15 protein-coding genes and 1 pseudogene are annotated in these 17,063 nt (G+C 74.1%); 13 read left to right on the top strand and 3 right to left on the bottom strand.

All coding sequences use genetic code 11. From position 1 onward, the window contains the following. Positions 1–26: 26 nt before the first annotated feature. Together GA0070620_RS08695 and GA0070620_RS08690 are read right to left on the bottom strand one after the other, a co-directional pair. Positions 27–1,289 (bottom strand): nucleotide sugar dehydrogenase, encoded by a 1,263-nt coding sequence (locus tag GA0070620_RS08695; protein ID WP_091589383.1) that lies wholly within the window; start codon positions 1,287–1,289, stop codon positions 27–29. Positions 1,290–1,488: 199 nt separating this feature from the next. Then, on the bottom strand, positions 1,489–2,835 hold the full coding sequence (locus tag GA0070620_RS08690; RefSeq protein ID WP_091598358.1) for a serine/threonine-protein kinase: 1,347 nt from the start codon (positions 2,833–2,835) through the stop codon (positions 1,489–1,491). 536 nt (positions 2,836–3,371) lie between these two features. On the opposite strand from GA0070620_RS08690, the gene GA0070620_RS08685 reads away from it, so the two are divergent. The 12 genes from GA0070620_RS08685 to GA0070620_RS08630 all read left to right on the top strand — a co-directional run bounded on the left by GA0070620_RS08685 (position 3,372) and on the right by GA0070620_RS08630 (position 15,119). After that, positions 3,372–4,016, top strand: a complete 645-nt coding sequence (locus GA0070620_RS08685) for an RNA polymerase sigma factor (RefSeq protein WP_091589382.1) — start codon at positions 3,372–3,374, stop codon at positions 4,014–4,016. Between the two features lies 1 nt (position 4,017). Beyond that, positions 4,018–4,947: a hypothetical protein gene (locus GA0070620_RS08680; RefSeq protein WP_157741566.1), complete on the top strand. Its 930-nt coding sequence runs from the start codon at positions 4,018–4,020 to the stop codon at positions 4,945–4,947. Positions 4,948–5,049: 102 nt separating this feature from the next. Next, the gene (locus GA0070620_RS08675; RefSeq protein WP_331713226.1) at positions 5,050–6,690 is read left to right on the top strand and encodes an RNA-guided endonuclease InsQ/TnpB family protein; all 1,641 of its coding nucleotides are present in this window, start codon (positions 5,050–5,052) and stop codon (positions 6,688–6,690) included. Positions 6,691–6,796: 106 nt separating this feature from the next. Next, entirely contained in the window at positions 6,797–8,032 is a 1,236-nt protein-coding gene (gene egtA / locus GA0070620_RS08670; protein WP_091589379.1) for an ergothioneine biosynthesis glutamate--cysteine ligase EgtA, read from the top strand. Next, on the top strand, positions 8,029–9,363 hold the full coding sequence (gene egtB, locus GA0070620_RS08665; RefSeq protein ID WP_091589378.1) for an ergothioneine biosynthesis protein EgtB: 1,335 nt from the start codon (positions 8,029–8,031) through the stop codon (positions 9,361–9,363). The genes egtA and egtB overlap by 4 nt, the downstream gene beginning before the upstream one ends. A gap of 148 nt (positions 9,364–9,511) precedes the next feature. Beyond that, positions 9,512–10,258: an ergothioneine biosynthesis protein EgtC gene (gene egtC / locus GA0070620_RS08660; protein ID WP_091589377.1), complete on the top strand. Its 747-nt coding sequence runs from the start codon at positions 9,512–9,514 to the stop codon at positions 10,256–10,258. Positions 10,259–10,308: 50 nt separating this feature from the next. Beyond that, entirely contained in the window at positions 10,309–11,280 is a 972-nt protein-coding gene (gene egtD / locus GA0070620_RS08655) for an L-histidine N(alpha)-methyltransferase (RefSeq protein WP_091589376.1), read from the top strand. A gap of 334 nt (positions 11,281–11,614) precedes the next feature. Next, on the top strand, positions 11,615–12,202 hold the full coding sequence (locus tag GA0070620_RS08650; protein WP_091589375.1) for a TMEM165/GDT1 family protein: 588 nt from the start codon (positions 11,615–11,617) through the stop codon (positions 12,200–12,202). Between the two features lie 39 nt (positions 12,203–12,241). Then, a complete protein-coding gene (locus tag GA0070620_RS08645; RefSeq protein ID WP_091589374.1) occupies positions 12,242–12,604 on the top strand; it encodes a DUF1622 domain-containing protein in 363 nt (120 codons plus the stop codon). Continuing rightward, entirely contained in the window at positions 12,601–12,933 is a 333-nt protein-coding gene (locus GA0070620_RS33200) for a hypothetical protein (protein ID WP_197677570.1), read from the top strand. The genes GA0070620_RS08645 and GA0070620_RS33200 overlap by 4 nt, the downstream gene beginning before the upstream one ends. Next, positions 12,930–13,127, top strand: coding sequence for a hypothetical protein (locus GA0070620_RS08635; RefSeq protein ID WP_091589373.1), 198 nt, complete (start codon positions 12,930–12,932; stop codon positions 13,125–13,127). Before GA0070620_RS33200 ends, GA0070620_RS08635 begins: the two co-directional genes overlap by 4 nt. 531 nt (positions 13,128–13,658) lie before the next feature. Next, complete coding sequence (locus GA0070620_RS08630; RefSeq protein ID WP_091589372.1) at positions 13,659–15,119, top strand: polysaccharide biosynthesis tyrosine autokinase; 1,461 nt, start codon at positions 13,659–13,661, stop codon at positions 15,117–15,119. Here the strand turns inward: GA0070620_RS08630 and GA0070620_RS08625 are convergent. Continuing rightward, complete coding sequence (locus GA0070620_RS08625; RefSeq protein ID WP_091589371.1) at positions 15,100–15,654, bottom strand: arsenate reductase/protein-tyrosine-phosphatase family protein; 555 nt, start codon at positions 15,652–15,654, stop codon at positions 15,100–15,102. The two genes, GA0070620_RS08630 and GA0070620_RS08625, sit on opposite strands and share 20 nt — an antisense overlap. A 165-nt stretch (positions 15,655–15,819) precedes the next feature. On the opposite strand from GA0070620_RS08625, the pseudogene GA0070620_RS08620 reads away from it, so the two are divergent. Continuing rightward, positions 15,820–17,030, top strand: a pseudogene (locus tag GA0070620_RS08620) (glycosyltransferase family 4 protein); the annotation flags it as partial. Between the last annotated feature and the right edge of the window lie 33 nt (positions 17,031–17,063).

Below are 17,063 nucleotides of genomic sequence, written 5' to 3'. Positions count from 1 at the left end.
CGGACGGGGGCGCCGCGCTGACCCGCTCAGAGCCGCTCGACCATGGGGCCCGAGCAGCGGTTGCGCGCGTCGAAGACGTAGCGGGCGTGCCGGGTGACGAGGTCGTAGTCGAAGACGTCGTGATCGGTCACCACGACCACCCCGTCGGCGTCCCGGACCTCCCGCTCGCTGAGGTCCACCACGGTCACCCCGGCCGGGATGTGGTGCGGCTCCGCGTACGGCTCCACGGCCCGGACGTCCGCGCCGAGCGCCTGCAACCGTTGCGCGACGTCGACCGCGGGGGAGTCGCGCATGTCCCCGGTGTTGCGCTTGTACGCGAGCCCGAGCAGCAGCAGACGGGCGCCGGTGACCGCCCGGCCGGTGCGGTTCAGACCGGCCATCACCCGCTGGGCCACGTGCTCCGGCATCTCGTGGTTGACGTCGTTGGCCAGCTCGATGAACCGGAACTGCCGACCCAGCCGCCGTTTGACCTGCCAGGACAGGTAGCAGGGGTCGATCGGCAGGCAGTGCCCGCCGACACCCGGCCCGGGCCGGAACGGCAGGAACCCGAACGGCTTGGTCTCCGCCGCGTCGATCGCCTGCCACACGTCGATGTCCAGGTGGTGCGAGAGCATCGTCAGCTCGTTGATCAGCGCGATGTTGACCTGGCGGAACGTGTTCTCGATGAGCTTGGTGAGCTCGGCCACCCGCGTCGAGTCCACCGGCACCGTCCGCTCCACGATCCGGCGGTAGAAACCGTCCACCCGGGCCAGCGACTCCGCGTCCACACCGGAGACCACCTTCGGGGTGTTCTCCAGCCGCCACGTCGGGTTGCCCGGGTCGATCCGTTCCGGACTGTAGCCCAGGTGGAAGTCGCCCGGGCTGCGCAGCCCGCTCGCCGACTCCAGCAGCGGGCGCAGCAGCTCCTCGGTCGTACCGGGATAGGTGGTCGACTCGAGGACGACCGCGCAGCCGGGCCGCACGTACGGGCCGATGCCGATGCCCGCCTGCTCGACGTAGCTCAAGTCCGGTGTGCCGTCGCGCAGCGGGGTCGGCACCGTGATCACACAGATGTCGAAGCCCTCGGCGTCGGTGTACTCCGTCGTCGGCAGGTACCGGCCGCTGCTCAACGCGCGGCCGAGCCGGTCGGTCGGGATGTCCTCGACGAACGACTCGCCCGAGCAGAGGCGCTTCACCCGGTCGGCGTCGACGTCGAGCCCCACCACGTCCAGGCCGGCCTCGACGGCCCGCATGGCCAACGGCAGTCCGACGTATCCCTGGCCGATCACGACCAACTTCTCAGCGCTCACCCGGGCTCCCGGCAGACGGTGGAAACGACCTGGTTGGAGATTAGAGCGCCGTCTGGTGCCGTACGTCCGTTTTGGTGATATCGGGGCTGGTGGGGTCTGTCGGGCATCCGGCAGGCCGCCGGCCGTCACCTTCCGCGGGGTGACGGCGTGGCCGTTTCCTGACCGGGAGCCGCGGCGGTCGGGCCGGGAAGGGCGCCGGTCAGGGGACCGTCGCGCTCGCGGTCTCCGTGGGCTCCGGGGCGGTCGGCGACGACGTCGTGGGATCGGGGCTCGGGGTGGTCTCGGTCGGCGTCGGCGCGCCCGTCGTGGGTGGCGGCTCCGCGCTCGGCGTCACGCTCGGCTGGACGCTCGGGGTGGCGCTGACCGAGGCGGTCGCGCTCGGCCGCACCGACGCCGGCCGGCCCGGGCGCTCCGGCTCGGTGGTGACCTCCTCGTTCGCGGCGGGGATGTCGACCTCGGCGCTGCGGGTCACGCTCGGCGCGGTGGTGGGCAGGTTCACGGCGGGGGCGTCCGCGTCCTTGGTGGCGGCCAGCGCGGCCGCCAGGCCGGTCAGCGCGACCAACACCGCGGCGCCCGCGCCCACGAGGGCCTGGCGCCCGCGCCGACGCTGCGGCCGACCCGGAGCGGTGAACCCCGCACCGGCGGCGAGGTCGGTGTGGGTCTCCGGTCCGGCGTCGCGCAGCGGGGTCGCCGGGACCATCGCGGTCGGCGGCGCGCCGTCGGTCACCGCCGTCCGGGCGGCCTCGGCCATCGCCGCGCCGCTGCTGAAGCGGTCGGCCGGGTCCTTGGCGAGGGCGCGCGCGACCAGGGCCCGCACGGCCTCCGGGATGTCGTGCGGCAGCTCCGGCGGCTCGTCGTCGAGGTGCCGGACGGCGACCTGCAGCGGGCTGTCGCCGGTGAACGGCGGCCCACCGGTCAGGCAGCAGTACGCGACCGCGCCGAGCGCGTAGATGTCGGTGGCGCCGGAGACCGGTCGTCCCGCCGCCTGCTCCGGGGCCATGTAGAGCGCCGTGCCGGGCACCGCGTTGGTGCTGGTGATGCTGGTCACGTTGGTCGACCGGGCGACGCCGAAGTCGACCAGGACGACCGACCCGTCCTCCTGAACCAGCAGGTTGCTCGGCTTCACGTCGCGGTGCACGATGCCGCCGCGGTGCGCGGCGTTCAGTGCCTGCGCCGCCTGGCCGATGATCGACATGGTCTCGCCCACGCCGAGCCGGCCGGCGTCCTCGATGCGCCGGGACAGCGGCTCGCCGTCGACGAACTCCATGACCAGGTAGTCGGCCCGGCCGCCGTCGGGCAGGTCGTCCTCGCCGCAGTCGAAGACCTGCACGATGCCCGGGTGCCGGAGCGCGGCCATGATCCGGGCCTCGGCCCGGAACCGCGCGATGAAATCGGGATCGGAGACCAGCGCGGGAAGCAGGACCTTGACCGCTACCTGCCGGCCGAGGACCAGGTCGGTGCCACGCCAGACGTCACCCATGCCGCCGGTGGCGACACGGTCGTCCAGGCGATACCGCCCGCTGAGCACGACGCCCGATGACAACACGCGATTACCGTACCCAGTGACGCCGGCCGGCACGCGCCGCGCTACCGGCGGTCGGCTCCCGCGTCCTCGCCCGGGCCGGTCCGCCGCCGCCGGCACCGGCCGGTTTTCGTGACCGTACGAGAGAATGCGACGACAGTGCGCGACATGCGGCGCGGTGGTCGGCCCGGCCGTGGCCCGACGGTGGCTCAAGAACATCTCCGAGCTCACGGAGCGTCCCGGAGCCCTCCGGTGTTACGGCGACACGCTAGTGCGAACGGTTGACAATTGTCACCCTTTCGTTGTGCCCTCCTGGCTTGTCGCCACCGGGGCCCACTCCTAGCGTTAGCCCGACTCGGCACCGCCCGGTTGCGCGGCGCGGCGTCCCACCGCCCAACCCCAAACGCGGTGCGGAGGTCCGGCGTCGCACGGTCGGCCGCGGGCGCGACCAGGTCAGCGGGGGGCGAGAGAAGTGCGGGAAGAGGTCCGGTCCACGGACCGGACGGGCATCGCGTGCGCCGGCCGCGGCGTGCGCCGCCCCCGCACGCCCGGAGAACGCCGTGCCCGCTGAACTCGACGAGGCGGTCGCCGCGGCGCAGGCCGGTGACGAGGACGCCTTCCGCCACCTCTACCGCACCCTGCAACCCGGCCTGCTGCGCTACCTGACCGCCCTGGTCGGCGCCGACGCGGAGGACGTGGCCTCCGAGACCTGGTTGCAGGTCTCCCGGGACCTGCCCAGCTTCACCGGCGGCGAGTTCCGCGCCTGGACGGTCACCATCGCCCGCAACCGGGCGATGGACCACCTGCGCCGGCAACGCCGCCGGCCGTCGCTGCCGGTCCCCGTGCAGGCGCTCAGCGAACTCGCCGGCGACGCCGACACCGCCGAACGGGCCGGCGAGACCATCGGCACGGAGGCCGCGCTCGCGCTGATCGCGACGCTGCCGCCCCGCGAGGCGGAGGCCGTCCTGCTCCGGGCGGTCATCGGTCTGGACGCGGAGAGCGCCGGCCGGGTCCTCGGCCGCCGGGCCGGCGCGGTGCGCACCGCCGCCCACCGGGGCCTGCGGCGGCTCGCCGCGCTGATGGAACACCGCGCCGGCGCGTCGGTACCCGAATCCGACGGGCCGGCACCGGAGGCGCCCGTGGCGCCGCGTCCTCGAGGAGACCGACGCCGGCAGGCACCGCGTCCGGAACCGGCGGACGGTTGACATGAGGGGATTCACCATGGGTGGCGGACGCCACGACCGGCCCGCGGACCGGAACGAGGCGGATCAGCTCCTCGACGCGGCCCGCACCGGCCCGCAGGGCACGCCGACCGATCCGCTGGCGGCACTGCTCGCCGCCGCGGCCGCCCCCGCGCGGCCGGACGAACTCAGCGGGGAGGAGGTCGCCGTCGCGGCCTTCCGGGCGGCCCGCGCCGCGCCGGCACCGACCGCCGTCCGGGTCCGACGACGCCGCCGCCGGCTCACCGCGGGCGCGCTCGCCTGGGCCGCCGCTGCGCTCGCCACCGCGACCGCCGGCGCCGCCTTCGCCGCCGTCACCCTGGACGGCCCCGCCGACCCGACCCCGCCACCCCCGGCGACGGCGAGCCCGGACACCGAGCCGCGGACGGGCCCGGGCAAGCCCACCGAGGGACCGGGCGGCTCCCCGACGGCCACGCCGCGACCGGGCGCCGACGACCCGAGCGCCACCCCGACGCCCGGTGGGCCGCCGCCCGGACTCTGCCAGGCGTACCTGGCGAAGAAGCCGAATCAACGGCAGAAGGCGCTGCTCAGCCCCGGCTTCCAGCCGCTGGTCGAGGCCGCCGGTGGGGCCGGGCAGGTCGAGGCGTACTGCGCGGGGCGTGCCGCCGACACCGAGGTGACCGGCGGTACCGAGCCGGAGACCAAGAAGAAGACCGGCAACGGGAACGGGAACGGGAACGGCAAGGCCGACGGGTTGGAGAAGAACCAGGGCAAAGGCAAGGCCGAGGGTTCCGAAAACGGCAAGGCCAACGGGTCCGGGAACGGCAAGGCCAACGGGTCCGGGAACGGCAAGGCCGACGGGTCCGGCAAGGCCGACGGGCCCGGGAACGGCCCGCGCGGTGGACGTGGGAACGGCGACGGAACTGGCAGCGGCCAGGTGGTCGGCGTGCAGTAGGCCGCCGCGACGGCGTGGAGCGTCGGCCCCTACCACCGCCGCCGCGAGTGGGGCGGCCGACGGGCTGACCCGGCGTGGGCACAGCCGCATCGCCTGCCGCCCGTGCCGAACGCCCGGATCGCCACTGAGCCGGCTGAGCCGAGCCACTGGGCGCTGGGCGGCCGGGCTGTGGGACGCCGCGCCGGAGGTGCGGTCCACCGCCCGCCCGGAGCGCGCGGACCGTTCGGGCCGGGCGAAGGAATTCATCTGCTAGTGCGGTGGCCACGTTGGCTGGGTTGGTGTCGGTCGGGGAAGTTGTCGTACGGGTGGTGTGGGGTGTGGGTTGTGCCTCGCCGTCGGGATTCTGCTGCGCCGCGGGTGGTGTATCGGACGGCTCGGGTGGGGTTGCGGGTGACGGCGGGTCAGCGGCGGCGGTGTTTCGGTCTGCTTCGCTCAGCCGGTGATGTGTGGGCGTGCGTGTTGGAGGTCAACGCGTGGCGGCGTCGCCGCGGTGATGCGCCGTTGGCCGGCTATCAGGAGTTGTGCCGCGAGTTGGCCGCCTCGGGGCCGGGCACGTTCGGCGAGTTGGACAGCACGGGCGCCCGGTCGGTGTTACGCCGGTTCTCCGACGCCTGGTTCGCCGCGGCGAAACGCCGTCAGACCGGTGACGGGGCGGCGCGGTTTCCGCGTCGTCGGCGTGGGTTGGTGCCGGTGCGGTGGTATCACGGCACGTTCACCGTGGACGGGCGGCTGGTGCGGATCCCTACCGCGCGTGGCAGTGCCCCGTTGTGGGTGCGGCTGGTCCGGGAGCTGCCGTATCCGGTGGAGCAGGTCCGGTCGGTCACTCTGCTGTGTGAGGGTGGCCGCCTGTTCCTCGACGTCACCGCCGAGGTTCCGGTGACCGTCTACCCGCCCGGCGAGGGACCGGATCCAGCGCGCACGGCGGGGGTGGACCTGGGGATCATTCACCCCTACGCGGTGGCGGGGCCGGACGGGGCGGGGTTGTTGGTGTCGGGGCGGGCGGTCCGTGCTGAGTATCGGATGCACCTGGCTGACACCAAGGCCCGCCGTCGGGCGGTGGCCCGCCGGGCGCCGAAGCCGGGGCAGCGGGGGTCACGGCGGTGGCGCCGCTATCGCCGCCGCGCCCGGGTGGTGGAGGGCCGGCATCGGCGGCGCGTCCGCCAGGCCCAGCACGAGGCGGCCCGCACTGTCATATCGTGGGCTCAACAGCAGCGGGTGGGGGTGCTGCACGTCGGCGACCCCCGTAGCGTGCTCGACATCCCGGCCGGGCGGCGGCACAACCTGCGGCTGCGGCAGTGGCAGATCGGCCGGCTCATCCAGGTCCTCACCGACAAGGCCACCCTCGCCGGCATCACCGTCCACCTGGTCGACGAACGCGGCACCTCCTCCACCTGCCCCGCCTGCCACCGGCGGATACCCAAACCCCGCGGGCGCACCCTGACCTGCCCACACTGCCGATTCTCCGGGCACCGTGACCTTGTCGCGGCGGCCATGATCGCCACCCGCAGACCGGGCGGCGGACCCACCACCGGCACCACAGCCGTGCTGCCCGGGGTGATCACGCACCGTCGAGCCGGCCGGCATCTTCCCGGCGCCGGCCAGTCCCGACGTGACCCCCGCCGCCCACCCCAGACGGCGCGAGGATCAGATGGCCCGCGGAGGCCCGCCCCACCACCCGGTGGGGAGTCGCTCGCCCCTCAAGGCGAGGATCCACAACACCACCGTAAACCCGGTGAACGTTAGTGGACACCGCACTAGACAGGGAATGGTGTGGGACGCGGCCTGGAGTGTCGGAGGTCGGCGTTACGGTGGCACGGTGTCCGGAGGCGGGCACGGGAGGGGGCATCGGATGGTGACGTCACCCGGGCTCGAACGAGCCACGATCCTGCGCGAGTCGGCGGCCGCCGCCAGCCATCTCGCCCGCATCTGCTTCAAGACCGGGCCTCCGACGCAGGTCGGCGTCGAACTGGAATGGACCGTGCACGACGCCGCCGATCCCGCCCGGTCGATCGACGCCGGCCGGTTGCGTGCGGCGCTGGGGCGGCACAGCCCCACCACTCTGACTCCCACGAGCCCCGCCGATCCGTTGGGCCACGGCAGCGCCGTCACCCTGGAGCCGGGCGGGCAGGTCGAGGTCTCCACCCCGCCACGCACCTCGGTCGCCGCGCTCGTCCGCGCCACCGGCGCCGACATCGCCGAGTTGACCGCCCTGCTCGGGGCCGCCGGCCTCGCCCTCGGCTCCTCTGGCATCGATCCGCACCGCGAGCCGCGCCCCGTCCTGCACACCCCGCGCTACCGGGCCATGCGTCGGGCCTTCGACGGGCGCGGTCCGGCCGGGCGCACGATGATGGACGCCACCGCCGGCCTGCAGGTCTGCCTCGACGCGGGTGAACCTGACCAGGTGGCGCTGCGGTGGGCCGTCGCCCACGCGGTCGGGCCCCCGCTGCTCGCCGCGTTCGCCACCGCCGACCGGCACGCCGGCCGGCCCACCGGCTGGGCGTCCGCCCGGATGGCCGCGTGGCTCGCCATCGAGCCCTCCCGGACCCGGCCGGTCTGGTCCCCGCAGCGGCCCGACGAGGATCCGACGGCGGCCTGGGTCCGCTACGTCCTCGCCGCGCCCCTGCTCTGCCTGCGCCGCCCGGGGACGGACTGGACGCCGCCGCCCGGCGTCACCTTCGGCGACTGGCTGGCCGGGGCCCTGCCCCGACCGCCCACCACCGACGACCTCGACTACCACGTCAGCACCCTGTTCCCGCCGGTACGGCCGCGCGGCTACCTCGAACTCCGCTACCTGGACGCACAGCCCGGCCGGGGCTGGACGATTCCGCTGGCGGTGCTGGCCGCCCTGTTCGCCGACCCGGCGACCCTGCACGCCGCGTACGTCGTCAGCGCGCCCGTGGCGCACCGCTGGCACGCGGCGGCCCGCCGTGGCCTCGCCGATCCGGCGCTCGCCGCCGCGGCGGCCCAGCTCCTGGACCTGGCGCTCGCGGCGCTGCCGCGGCTCGACCTGCCATCCGACCTGTACGACGAGATCCATCGAGGCGTACGGCGCCGGCGCGCCGTCGCGGAGAGGGGAGACCGGTGACCGACACGTCCCACGCGCTCGGCGCGGAGCAGTTGCGCGACCACATCGCGGCGGAGCTGGACCGCGCCCGCGCCCGCACGGCCCTGCTCACCGACGCGGTCGACGACGCCGACCTGATGCGTCAGCACTCACCCCTGATGTCCCCGCTGGTGTGGGACCTCGCCCACGTCGGCAACCAGGAGGAGCTCTGGCTGGTCCGTGACGTCGGCGGCCGGGACCCGGTCCGGCAGGACATCGACGACCTCTACGACGCGTTCAAGCAGCCCCGCAAGGACCGTCCCGCGTTGCCGCTGCTGCGACCGGGCGAGGCGCGCACCTACGTGGGGACCGTCCGCGACAAGGTCTACGACCTGCTCGACACCATCCGGTTCAGCGAACGGCCACTGGTCGCCGACGGCTTCGCCTTCGGGATGATCGTGCAGCACGAGCAGCAGCACGACGAGACGATGCTCGCCACCCACCAGCTGCGTTCCGGGGCCGCCGTGCTGCACGCGCCGCCGCCGCCCGAGCCGCGGGCCGCCGTCGGCGGTGAGGTGCTGGTTCCGGCGGGTCCGTTCACGATGGGCACCGACACGGATCCGTGGGCGCTGGACAACGAGCGTCCGGCGCACCGGGTCGACCTGCCCGCGTACGTCATCGACGCGGCCCCGGTCACCAACGGTGACTACCGGCGGTTCATCGCGGAGGGCGGCTACGACGATCCGCGGTGGTGGAGCACACAGGGCTGGGCGCACCGGGTCGACGCCGACCTGACCGCGCCGATGCACTGGCGGCGCGACGGCGACGGCTGGGCCTACCGCCGCTTCGGCCGGTGGGCGCCGGTGCGCGACGACGAGCCGGTCGTGCACGTCTGCTGGCACGAGGCGCAGGCGTACGCGGCGTGGGCCGGCAAGCGGCTGCCCACCGAGGCGGAGTGGGAGAAGGCCGCCCGGTGGGACCCGGCGACCGGTCGGTCCCGCCGCTACCCGTGGGGCGACGACGACCCCACCGCCGACCACGCCAACCTCGGGCAGCGGCACCTGTGGCCCGCCCCGGTCGGTGCCTACCCGGCCGGAGCCTCCCCGCTCGGCGTGCACCAGTTGATCGGGGACGTCTGGGAGTGGACCTCCACCGCGTTCCGGGGTCACCCGGGCTTCACCGCGTTCCCCTACCGGGAATACTCCGAGGTCTTCTTCGGCGACGACCACCGGGTGCTGCGCGGGGGGTCGTTCGGCACCGACCGGGCCGCCTGCCGGGGCACGTTCCGCAACTGGGACTACTCGATCCGCCGGCAGATCTTCAGTGGTTTCCGCTGCGCCCGCGACGCTCGGCCCGAGGAGTCGCGGCCGTGACGCTCGCCCGCACCGGCAGCCCCGGCGTCGGCGGCGCGCGCACGGCCAGGCCGGCCGGCGGCGTCCCGACCAGGCGCGGGTCGGCCGGGACCGCCCCCGCCGGGCGCGGGCCGGCCGGCGGTGCTCCGGCCACCGGAGGCGCCGCCTGATGTGCCGTCACCTGGCCTACCTGGGGCCACCGGTCACCCTGGCGGAGCTGCTGTTCGAGCCGCCCTACTCGCTGGTGCGGCAGTCCTGGGCGCCCCGCGACATGCGCGGCGGCGGCACCATCAACGCCGACGGGTTCGGCGTCGGTTGGTACCCGGGGGACGGGCCGCCGGTCCGCTACCGGCGGGCCCAACCGATCTGGACCGACCCCACCATCGCCCAACTCGCCACCGTCACCTCGACGAGCGCGGTGCTCGCCGCCGTCCGCTCCGCCACCGTCGGCATGGCCGTGCTCGACGAGGCCGCCGCACCCTTCGCCGAGGGGCGGTGGCTGTTCAGCCACAACGGGGTCATCCGCGGCTGGCCCGACTCGGTCGTGCCGCTCGCCGCCGACCTGCCCGTGCGGGACCTGCTCACGTTGGACGCCGCCACGGATTCCGCGTTGCTCTGGGCGCTGGTGCGGCACCGGCTGCGGGCCGGGGAGGATCCGGCCGAGGCGGTGGCCGACACGGTCCGCGCGGTGGCCGCGGCCGCCCCGGGCTCCCGGCTCAACGTACTGCTCACCGACGGCCACACGGCGGTCGCCAGCGTGCTCGGGCACGCCCTGTCGGTCCGGCAGGGGCCCGACGCGGTGCTGGTGGCGTCCGAGCCGCACGACGACGACCCCGACTGGCGGGCGGTGCCGGACGCCCACCTCGTCACCGCGACCGCCGACCGGGTGCGGGTGCGCCCGCTCGGGCGGGGGTGACAAGCGTCCGACGGTGGGAACAGGGATCATCCGACGAAGGGAAGTACCTGATGAGCGCCGAGCCGCTGGAGATCCACCTTGAGGAGCAGGACCTCGCCCGGGGGTTGCGCGACGACGTCCGGGCCGGGCTGACCGCGGACCCGAAGTGGCTGCCCCCCAAGTGGTTCTACGACGCCCGGGGCAGCGAGCTCTTCGAGGAGATCACCCGGCTGCCCGAGTACTACCCGACCCGGGCCGAGCGCGCCGTGCTCGCCGCGCAGGCGCCGGCGATCGCCGACCTGACCCGCGCGAAGACCCTCATCGAGCTGGGCTCCGGCTCGTCGGAGAAGACCCGTCTACTGCTGGACGCGTTCAGTCGCCGCGGCGGGCTCGGCACGTTCGTCCCGCTCGACGTCTCGGCCAGCGCGTTGCGCGCTTCCACGGCCCAGATCGCCGCCGACTACCCGGGGCTGCGCGTGCGCGGCATCGTCGGGGACTTCACCCGGCACCTCGACCGGCTCCCCACGGGGGGACGTCGGCTGGTGCTGTTCCTGGGCGGCACGATCGGCAACCTGCTCCCCGCCGAGCGGGCGGCGTTCCTCACCTCGATGCGCGCCGCCCTGGAGTCCGGTGACTGGCTCCTCGTCGGCACCGACCTGGTCAAGGACCCGTCCGTCGTCGTTCCCGCGTACGACGACGCGGCGGGGGTGACCGCGGAGTTCAACCGCAACGTGCTGCGGGTGGTCAACCGGGAGTTGGGGGCGGACTTCGACCCGGAGGCGTTCACCCACGTGGCCCGCTGGGACGCGGAGCATGAGTGGATCGAGATGCGGCTGCGGGCCGATCGGAGGATGTCGATCCGAGTGCCCGATCTCGGGTTGGACGTCTCCTTCGACGCCGGCGAGGAACTGCGCACCGAGATCTCGGCCAAGTTCCGGCCGGAGGGTGCCGCCGCCGAGCTGGGAGCCGCCGGGTTCACGGTCGAGATGTTCTGGACCGACCCCGAGCGGCTGTTCGGGGTCACGCTGGCCCGCGCCTGCTGACCACGCCGGCCGGGCCGCCGGACGCCACCACCCTGTCAGTCAGCCACCTCGCCGGCCGCGCACCTCGCTTGTCACGCACCTCGCCGGCCGCGCACCTCGCCGGCCGGTCGCCGGGTGCGTCTCCGCACCCCCAGGCACCGGCGCCGTGGTGATCGGATAAGCTCGTGAACGCGAAGGGGAGTAGCCCCCAACGTCGTGGTCGACATACTGGTGCGTTCTCGCACCCGGCCACACGGCCCCGCTCCACGGGGCGGGCGAGACCTTCGACTCAGGCTGTCACGGCCGGGTCGAGGGCGCCTCTTTCCCTCCTCCCGGCATGATCCGGAAGGTTGTCATGGAGGGATTCCTCGCCGCGCTGGTGATCAGCTTCGGCGTCATCTTCGTCGCCGAGTTGGGCGACAAGAGTCAATTGATGGCGCTGGCCTTCGCCACGCGGTTCAAGCCGGTACCGGTGCTCATCGGCATCACCGTCGCCACCGCCGTGGTGCACCTCGCGTCGGTGGCCATCGGCGCCGGGCTCGGTGCGGTGCTGCCGACCGAGTGGATCTCCCTGGTCGCCGGTCTCGCCTTCCTCGGGTTCGCCGCCTGGACCCTGCGCGGCGACTCCCTCACCGAGGAGGAACGGCGCAAGGCGGAGAAGGCCAGCACGTCGGCGATCCTCACCGTCGGGATCGCGTTCTTCCTCGCCGAACTGGGCGACAAGACGATGCTCGCCACCATCACCCTGGCCACGCAGCACGGCTGGTTCGGCACCTGGCTCGGCTCGACGATCGGCATGGTCGCCGCGGACGCCCTCGCCATCCTGGTCGGCCGGCTGCTCGGCCGCCGCCTTCCCGAGAAGGCCATCAAGTACGGGGCGGCCGTGCTGTTCGCCATCTCCGGCCTGTGGCTGATCCTGGAGTCCCTGGTCGAGCTGACCTGATCGCCGACTACCGCCGCCGTTGTCGGGTAACGGCGGCGGGTGGGCGTCGACGAAGTCCTGCGCCACGGCGACCAGGTGCTGGTCGCCGTGGTGGAGGTGGCCGGCGCCCTGATCATCTTCGCCGGTGCGGTCTGGGCGGCGACGCGGTTCGTGGTCGAGGGGGTGCGGCACCGCACCGCCGCCGTCTTCACCCCGATCCGGCTCTCGCTGGGCCGGTTCCTCACCCTCGGCCTGGAGTTCCAGCTCGCGGCCGACATCCTCCGGACGGCGGTGTCACCGACGTTCGACCAGATCGGCCAGTTGGCGGCGATCGCCACGATCCGGACGGCGTTGAACTACTTCCTCGGCCGGGAGATCCGCCAGGAGCAGCGGCAGGTGAGCGCGGGGGAGGGGGACCGGTGATCACCGTGCTGGTCACGGGGGCCACCGCCCTGTCCCTGCTCGCCGCCGCGGTCGTGCTCCTCACCACCGGGCGGGGACGCACGGCCGTACGCGTGCTGCTGGACCTGCTGATCGCCGCCGGCCTGCTGCGGCTCGCCACACACCGGGGCTGGGCGGACCTGTTGACCGCCGCGGCGGTGGTAGCCCTGCGCCAGCTGCTCTGGGTCTCGCTGGCCTCGGGATGGCCGGGGTCGCGCCGACAATCGCCGCCGTCCTGCGGGGCGGACGATCCCCACATACGGTTGGCGGTAGCAGGCGAATCGGGAGAAAACGGGAGGGCGTCCAGATGAGGAAGCACGACGAACCGAACGAGTACGGCTTCGCCGGCGACCCGACCCTGCCGGAGCCCCCGCCCAAGGGTCAGGCCGACGAGCAGGACCGCGCCGAGGAGGTCGCGGTCCCGGGCGACGACATCACCGAGTCGGTCAGCGAGGCGATCTACGAGGAGACCGACGACGGGCACGCGGAGGAGAACCGCCGCTGATACCCCTGTCCGACGAGCCCTGGCCGGAGCGTCGAGACGCCCCGGCCCGGGGTTGATTCACCCCGCCCCGAGGTCCGTATCGCGGTCATGATCCGCGCAACTTCGGTGATGTTGTCGTCTCCGAGTCGGGCGCAGGCGCCAACTTCCGGCTTGTAGTCGTCACGCCCGCCCGTCCCGGCGCGCCGCCCGTCCCGGCGCGCCGCCCGTGTCCGGCCCGCCGCCCGTGTCCGGCCCCGCCCACCCGCGTCCGGTGCCGCGGCGTCGCTACCCGGTTGCGCCCCCACCGGGTGAGCGGGTGGTCAGCCGGAACGTTCGGCCGGCCGGAACGCTCGCACTTTTCCCGCCGCGACACCGCTGCCGAATGCCGGTTCGCCGGGTTGGTAATTCGGGTGCCGCCGTTCACCGTCGAAAACGCATAACTCCGGACATAAGTCCCATGAGCGGCTTTAATGGTTTCACGAGTTTGAAGACGACCTTGGGGGTTTTCGTGAAGTTCTTTGGCGTTACCGTCCTGGCGCGGAGGCGCGCCTGATGGACCTGCTCCGCCAACTCCGCCACGTACGCCGCCACTGGTGGGTCGTGCTGGTCACCGTCATGGTGGCCCTGGGTGTCAGCGCGTTCCTCACCGTCCGGGCGCAACCCCGTTACGTCGCTTCGGTGACCTTCTTCGTCACCACCCCCAACCAGGGCGTGACGGACGCCTACCAGGGTGGCCTCTTCCTGCAGCAACGTGTCAAGTCGTACGCCGACCTGCTGACCAGCGACCGCCTCGCGCAGACCGTGGTCGCCGAGAACAACGTCGGCCTGACCGCCGACGAGGTGCAGCGGCGGGTCAGCACCTCCACCGAGGCGGGCACGGTGCTGCTCGAGGCGTCGGTGACCGACACCGACCAGGCCCGCGCGCTCAAGGTGACCGAGACCCTCGCGGCGAAGTTCGTCGAACTCGTGCAGAAGATCGAGACCCCGCCGGACGGGAAGGCCCCCCTCAAGATCGAGGTGGTGAGCGGCCCGCGGGTCAGCTCCGAGCCGGTCTCCCCGCAGCCGGTGCGCAACCTGGTGCTCGGCGGCCTGCTCGGCCTGGTGCTCGGCATCGGGTTGGCCATCCTGCGCGGCGTGGCCGACATCCGGCTCCGCGACGCCGCCGGCCTCCAGCGGGCCACCGGCAGTCCGCTGCTCGGCGAGATCCCGTACGAGAGCGGCGCGCGCTCCGCCCCGCTGATCGTCGGTGACGCCGCGACCTCGTCCCGGGCGGAGGCGGTCCGGAAGTTGCGGACGAACCTGCGCTTCGTCGACGTGCACGAGCCGGCCCGCGTCATCGCGGTCACCAGCGCGCTCCAGGGCGAGGGGAAGACCACCCTCTCCTGCAACCTGGCCATCGCGCTCGCCGAGGCGGGCTGGCGGGTGCTGCTGGTCGACGCCGACCTCCGTCGGCCGAAGGTCGACGACTACCTGGGCATCGACGCCGGCGTCGGTCTGACCGACGTGCTGGTCGGTGACGTCCAGGTGGGCGACGTCGTGCAGCGCTGGGGCGACAAGTCCCTGCTCGTGCTGCCCAGCGGCTCGGCTCCGCCCAACCCGAGCGAGCTGCTCGGCTCGAAGGCGATGGCGGACCTGCTGCTGGCCCTGCGGGAGTCCGCGGACATCGTCATCATCGACACCGCGCCGCTGCTCGCGGTGACCGACGGTGTGGTGGTCGCGGTGCAGGCCGACGGCGCGCTGCTCGTCAGCCAGCAGGGCCGCACCTCGCGGGCGCAGGTGGCCGCGGCCGCCCGCGCGTTGCACGCGGTGTCGGTCCGACTGCTCGGCTGCGTGCTGAACATGGCCAAGATGCCGAAGGCCGAGGCGTACCAGTACGAGGCCTACCGGGTGGTCGCCGCGGCGGAGAGCTCGGTCGCGGCGAGCGACGGGGCCGCCACGCCCCGGCACGCCGAGGGCGGCCGGCTGAACGGCGTCAGCGACCGTACGCAGGAACTCACCCGGCTGCCCCGATGAGCGCGGCGAGGGATCGCATGGACCGTTCGATCTCCTCGGCGCAACGTCGGAAGTCGGCGGCGGTGCCGCCGATCGGGTCCCGAAGGTCGTCCGCGCCGGGGGTGGCGGGTTGCAACCGCCCCCGGGCGCGGGCGGCGGCCTCCACCGCGGCCCGCAACGGGTCGCCGGCCGGGTCCGCCGGTGGCTCCGCCGCGTCGGCGAGTCGCCCGAACTGTCGCAGGGTGAAGGTCCGGTGCAGCACGGCGGGCGCGAGCGCGGTGCACACCGACCGCTGCCGTCGGGTCGCGGTCAGCACCAGCGTGGCGCCGACCAGGTGCTCCGGCCGCAGCCGCCGGCTGCGGAAGTCCGTCGGGTCGGCGCCGGTCTCCGCGGCGACGTCCGCCGCGTACGGGTGCATGGGCAACCCTTCCATGGCGTCGGTCCCGGCGCTGGACACCTCGACCGGTCGGTCGGCGAGCAGGCGACGCGCGAGGTACTCGGCCATCGGCGACCGGCACAGGTTGGCGTGGCAGACGAACAGCACCCGGTCGGTCATCTGGATCCCTCTCGTCGGTGCGGTCGCGGACGGGCTCGCCGCGACGGCGGAGCGCCGGCGGTCGCGGCCGGACGCGGAGGGGTTGACCGCATCGTACGCGGACCGGGCGGGCGGGAGTCGTGCTGCCGCGCCGGTGTGGACGGGGCGGACGGCGGTGCACGCGGGATGAAGATCGGGATCCTGTCGTACCACTTCCCGCCGGAGCCGGCGTTCATCCCCGGCAGCCTCGCGGAGGAGTTGGCCGCCCGGGGGCACGAGGTCCGGGTGCTCACCGGCTTTCCGGACTATCCGGGTGGGCAGGTCTACCCGGGCTGGCGGCAGCGGTGGCGGTACGAGACGCGCAGCGAGCGGCTGACCGTGCGCCGCGTGCCCCGCTACTCGGCCGGCGACGGCTCCGGCCGGGCCCGGATGACCAGTTACCTGTCGTTCGCCGGCAGCGCGTCGCTCGTCGCGCGGCGGTTCTTCGCCGGTGTCGACGTCCTCTACGTGTTCCAGCTGCCGGCCACCAGCTTCGCGGCCGCCGGGGTGCTGCGGTTGCTCGGCCGGGTGCCGACCGTTCTGCACGTGCAGGACCTGTGGCCGGAGGAGGCGGCCGGCGGCGACGCCCGGTGGGCGGCGCGGCTCGGGTCGGCGACCAGCCGGGTGTTCCGGGCCGCCGACCGGATCGCGGTGGTCGCGCCGTCGATGCGGGACCTGGCGGTCGCCGCGGGCGCGGATCCGGCGAAGGTCTCGGTCGTGCTGAACTGGACCGACGAGCGGATCTTCCAGCCGGCGCGGCCGAGCCCGGCCGCCCGCCGGTTGGTCCGCCGGGACGACCGCTGCGTGGTCATGCACGCGGGCACCATGGGCGCCCGGCACGGTCTGGAGACCGCCGTACGCGCGGCGGCGGCGCTGGATCGCACGATGGACCTGGTCCTGGTGGGCTCGGGCGCGGACGAGCGGCGGGTGCGGGGGCTCGCCGCCGAACTGCGGGCCGACAACGTCCGGTTCGTGCAGCGGCGCTCACCGGTGGACATGCCCGATCTGTACGCCGCCGCCGACTACCAGCTCGTGATGCTGCGCGACCTGCCGGAGCTGCGGGGAACCGTGCCCGGCAAGCTGCAGGCGGCGCTCTCCTGCGCCGCCCCGGTGGTCGCCTCGGCCGGTGGTGACACCGCCGAGCTGGTGGAGCGGGCGCGGGCCGGGCTCTCCTGCCCGCCCGAGGACTGGGCCAGCCTCGCCGACCGGTTCTGGTTGGCCGCCACCATCCCGCCGCCGGCGCGCACCGAGATGGGCCGACGGGGCCGGGAGGCGTACCTGCGGGAGATGTCGCAGTTCGCCGGGGTGGACCGCATCGAGCGGATGCTGCACGACGTCGCACGTCCGGGCGTCGTCGGCTGAGCCGCCGCGCACGCACCGTATCGGCGCGT

The sequence above is a fragment of the Micromonospora krabiensis genome, assembly GCF_900091425.1.
Taxonomy (GTDB): domain Bacteria; phylum Actinomycetota; class Actinomycetes; order Mycobacteriales; family Micromonosporaceae; genus Micromonospora; species Micromonospora krabiensis.
Note: the sequence above shows the minus strand (reverse complement) of the source record. Positions and strands in the feature narration are given on the sequence as shown.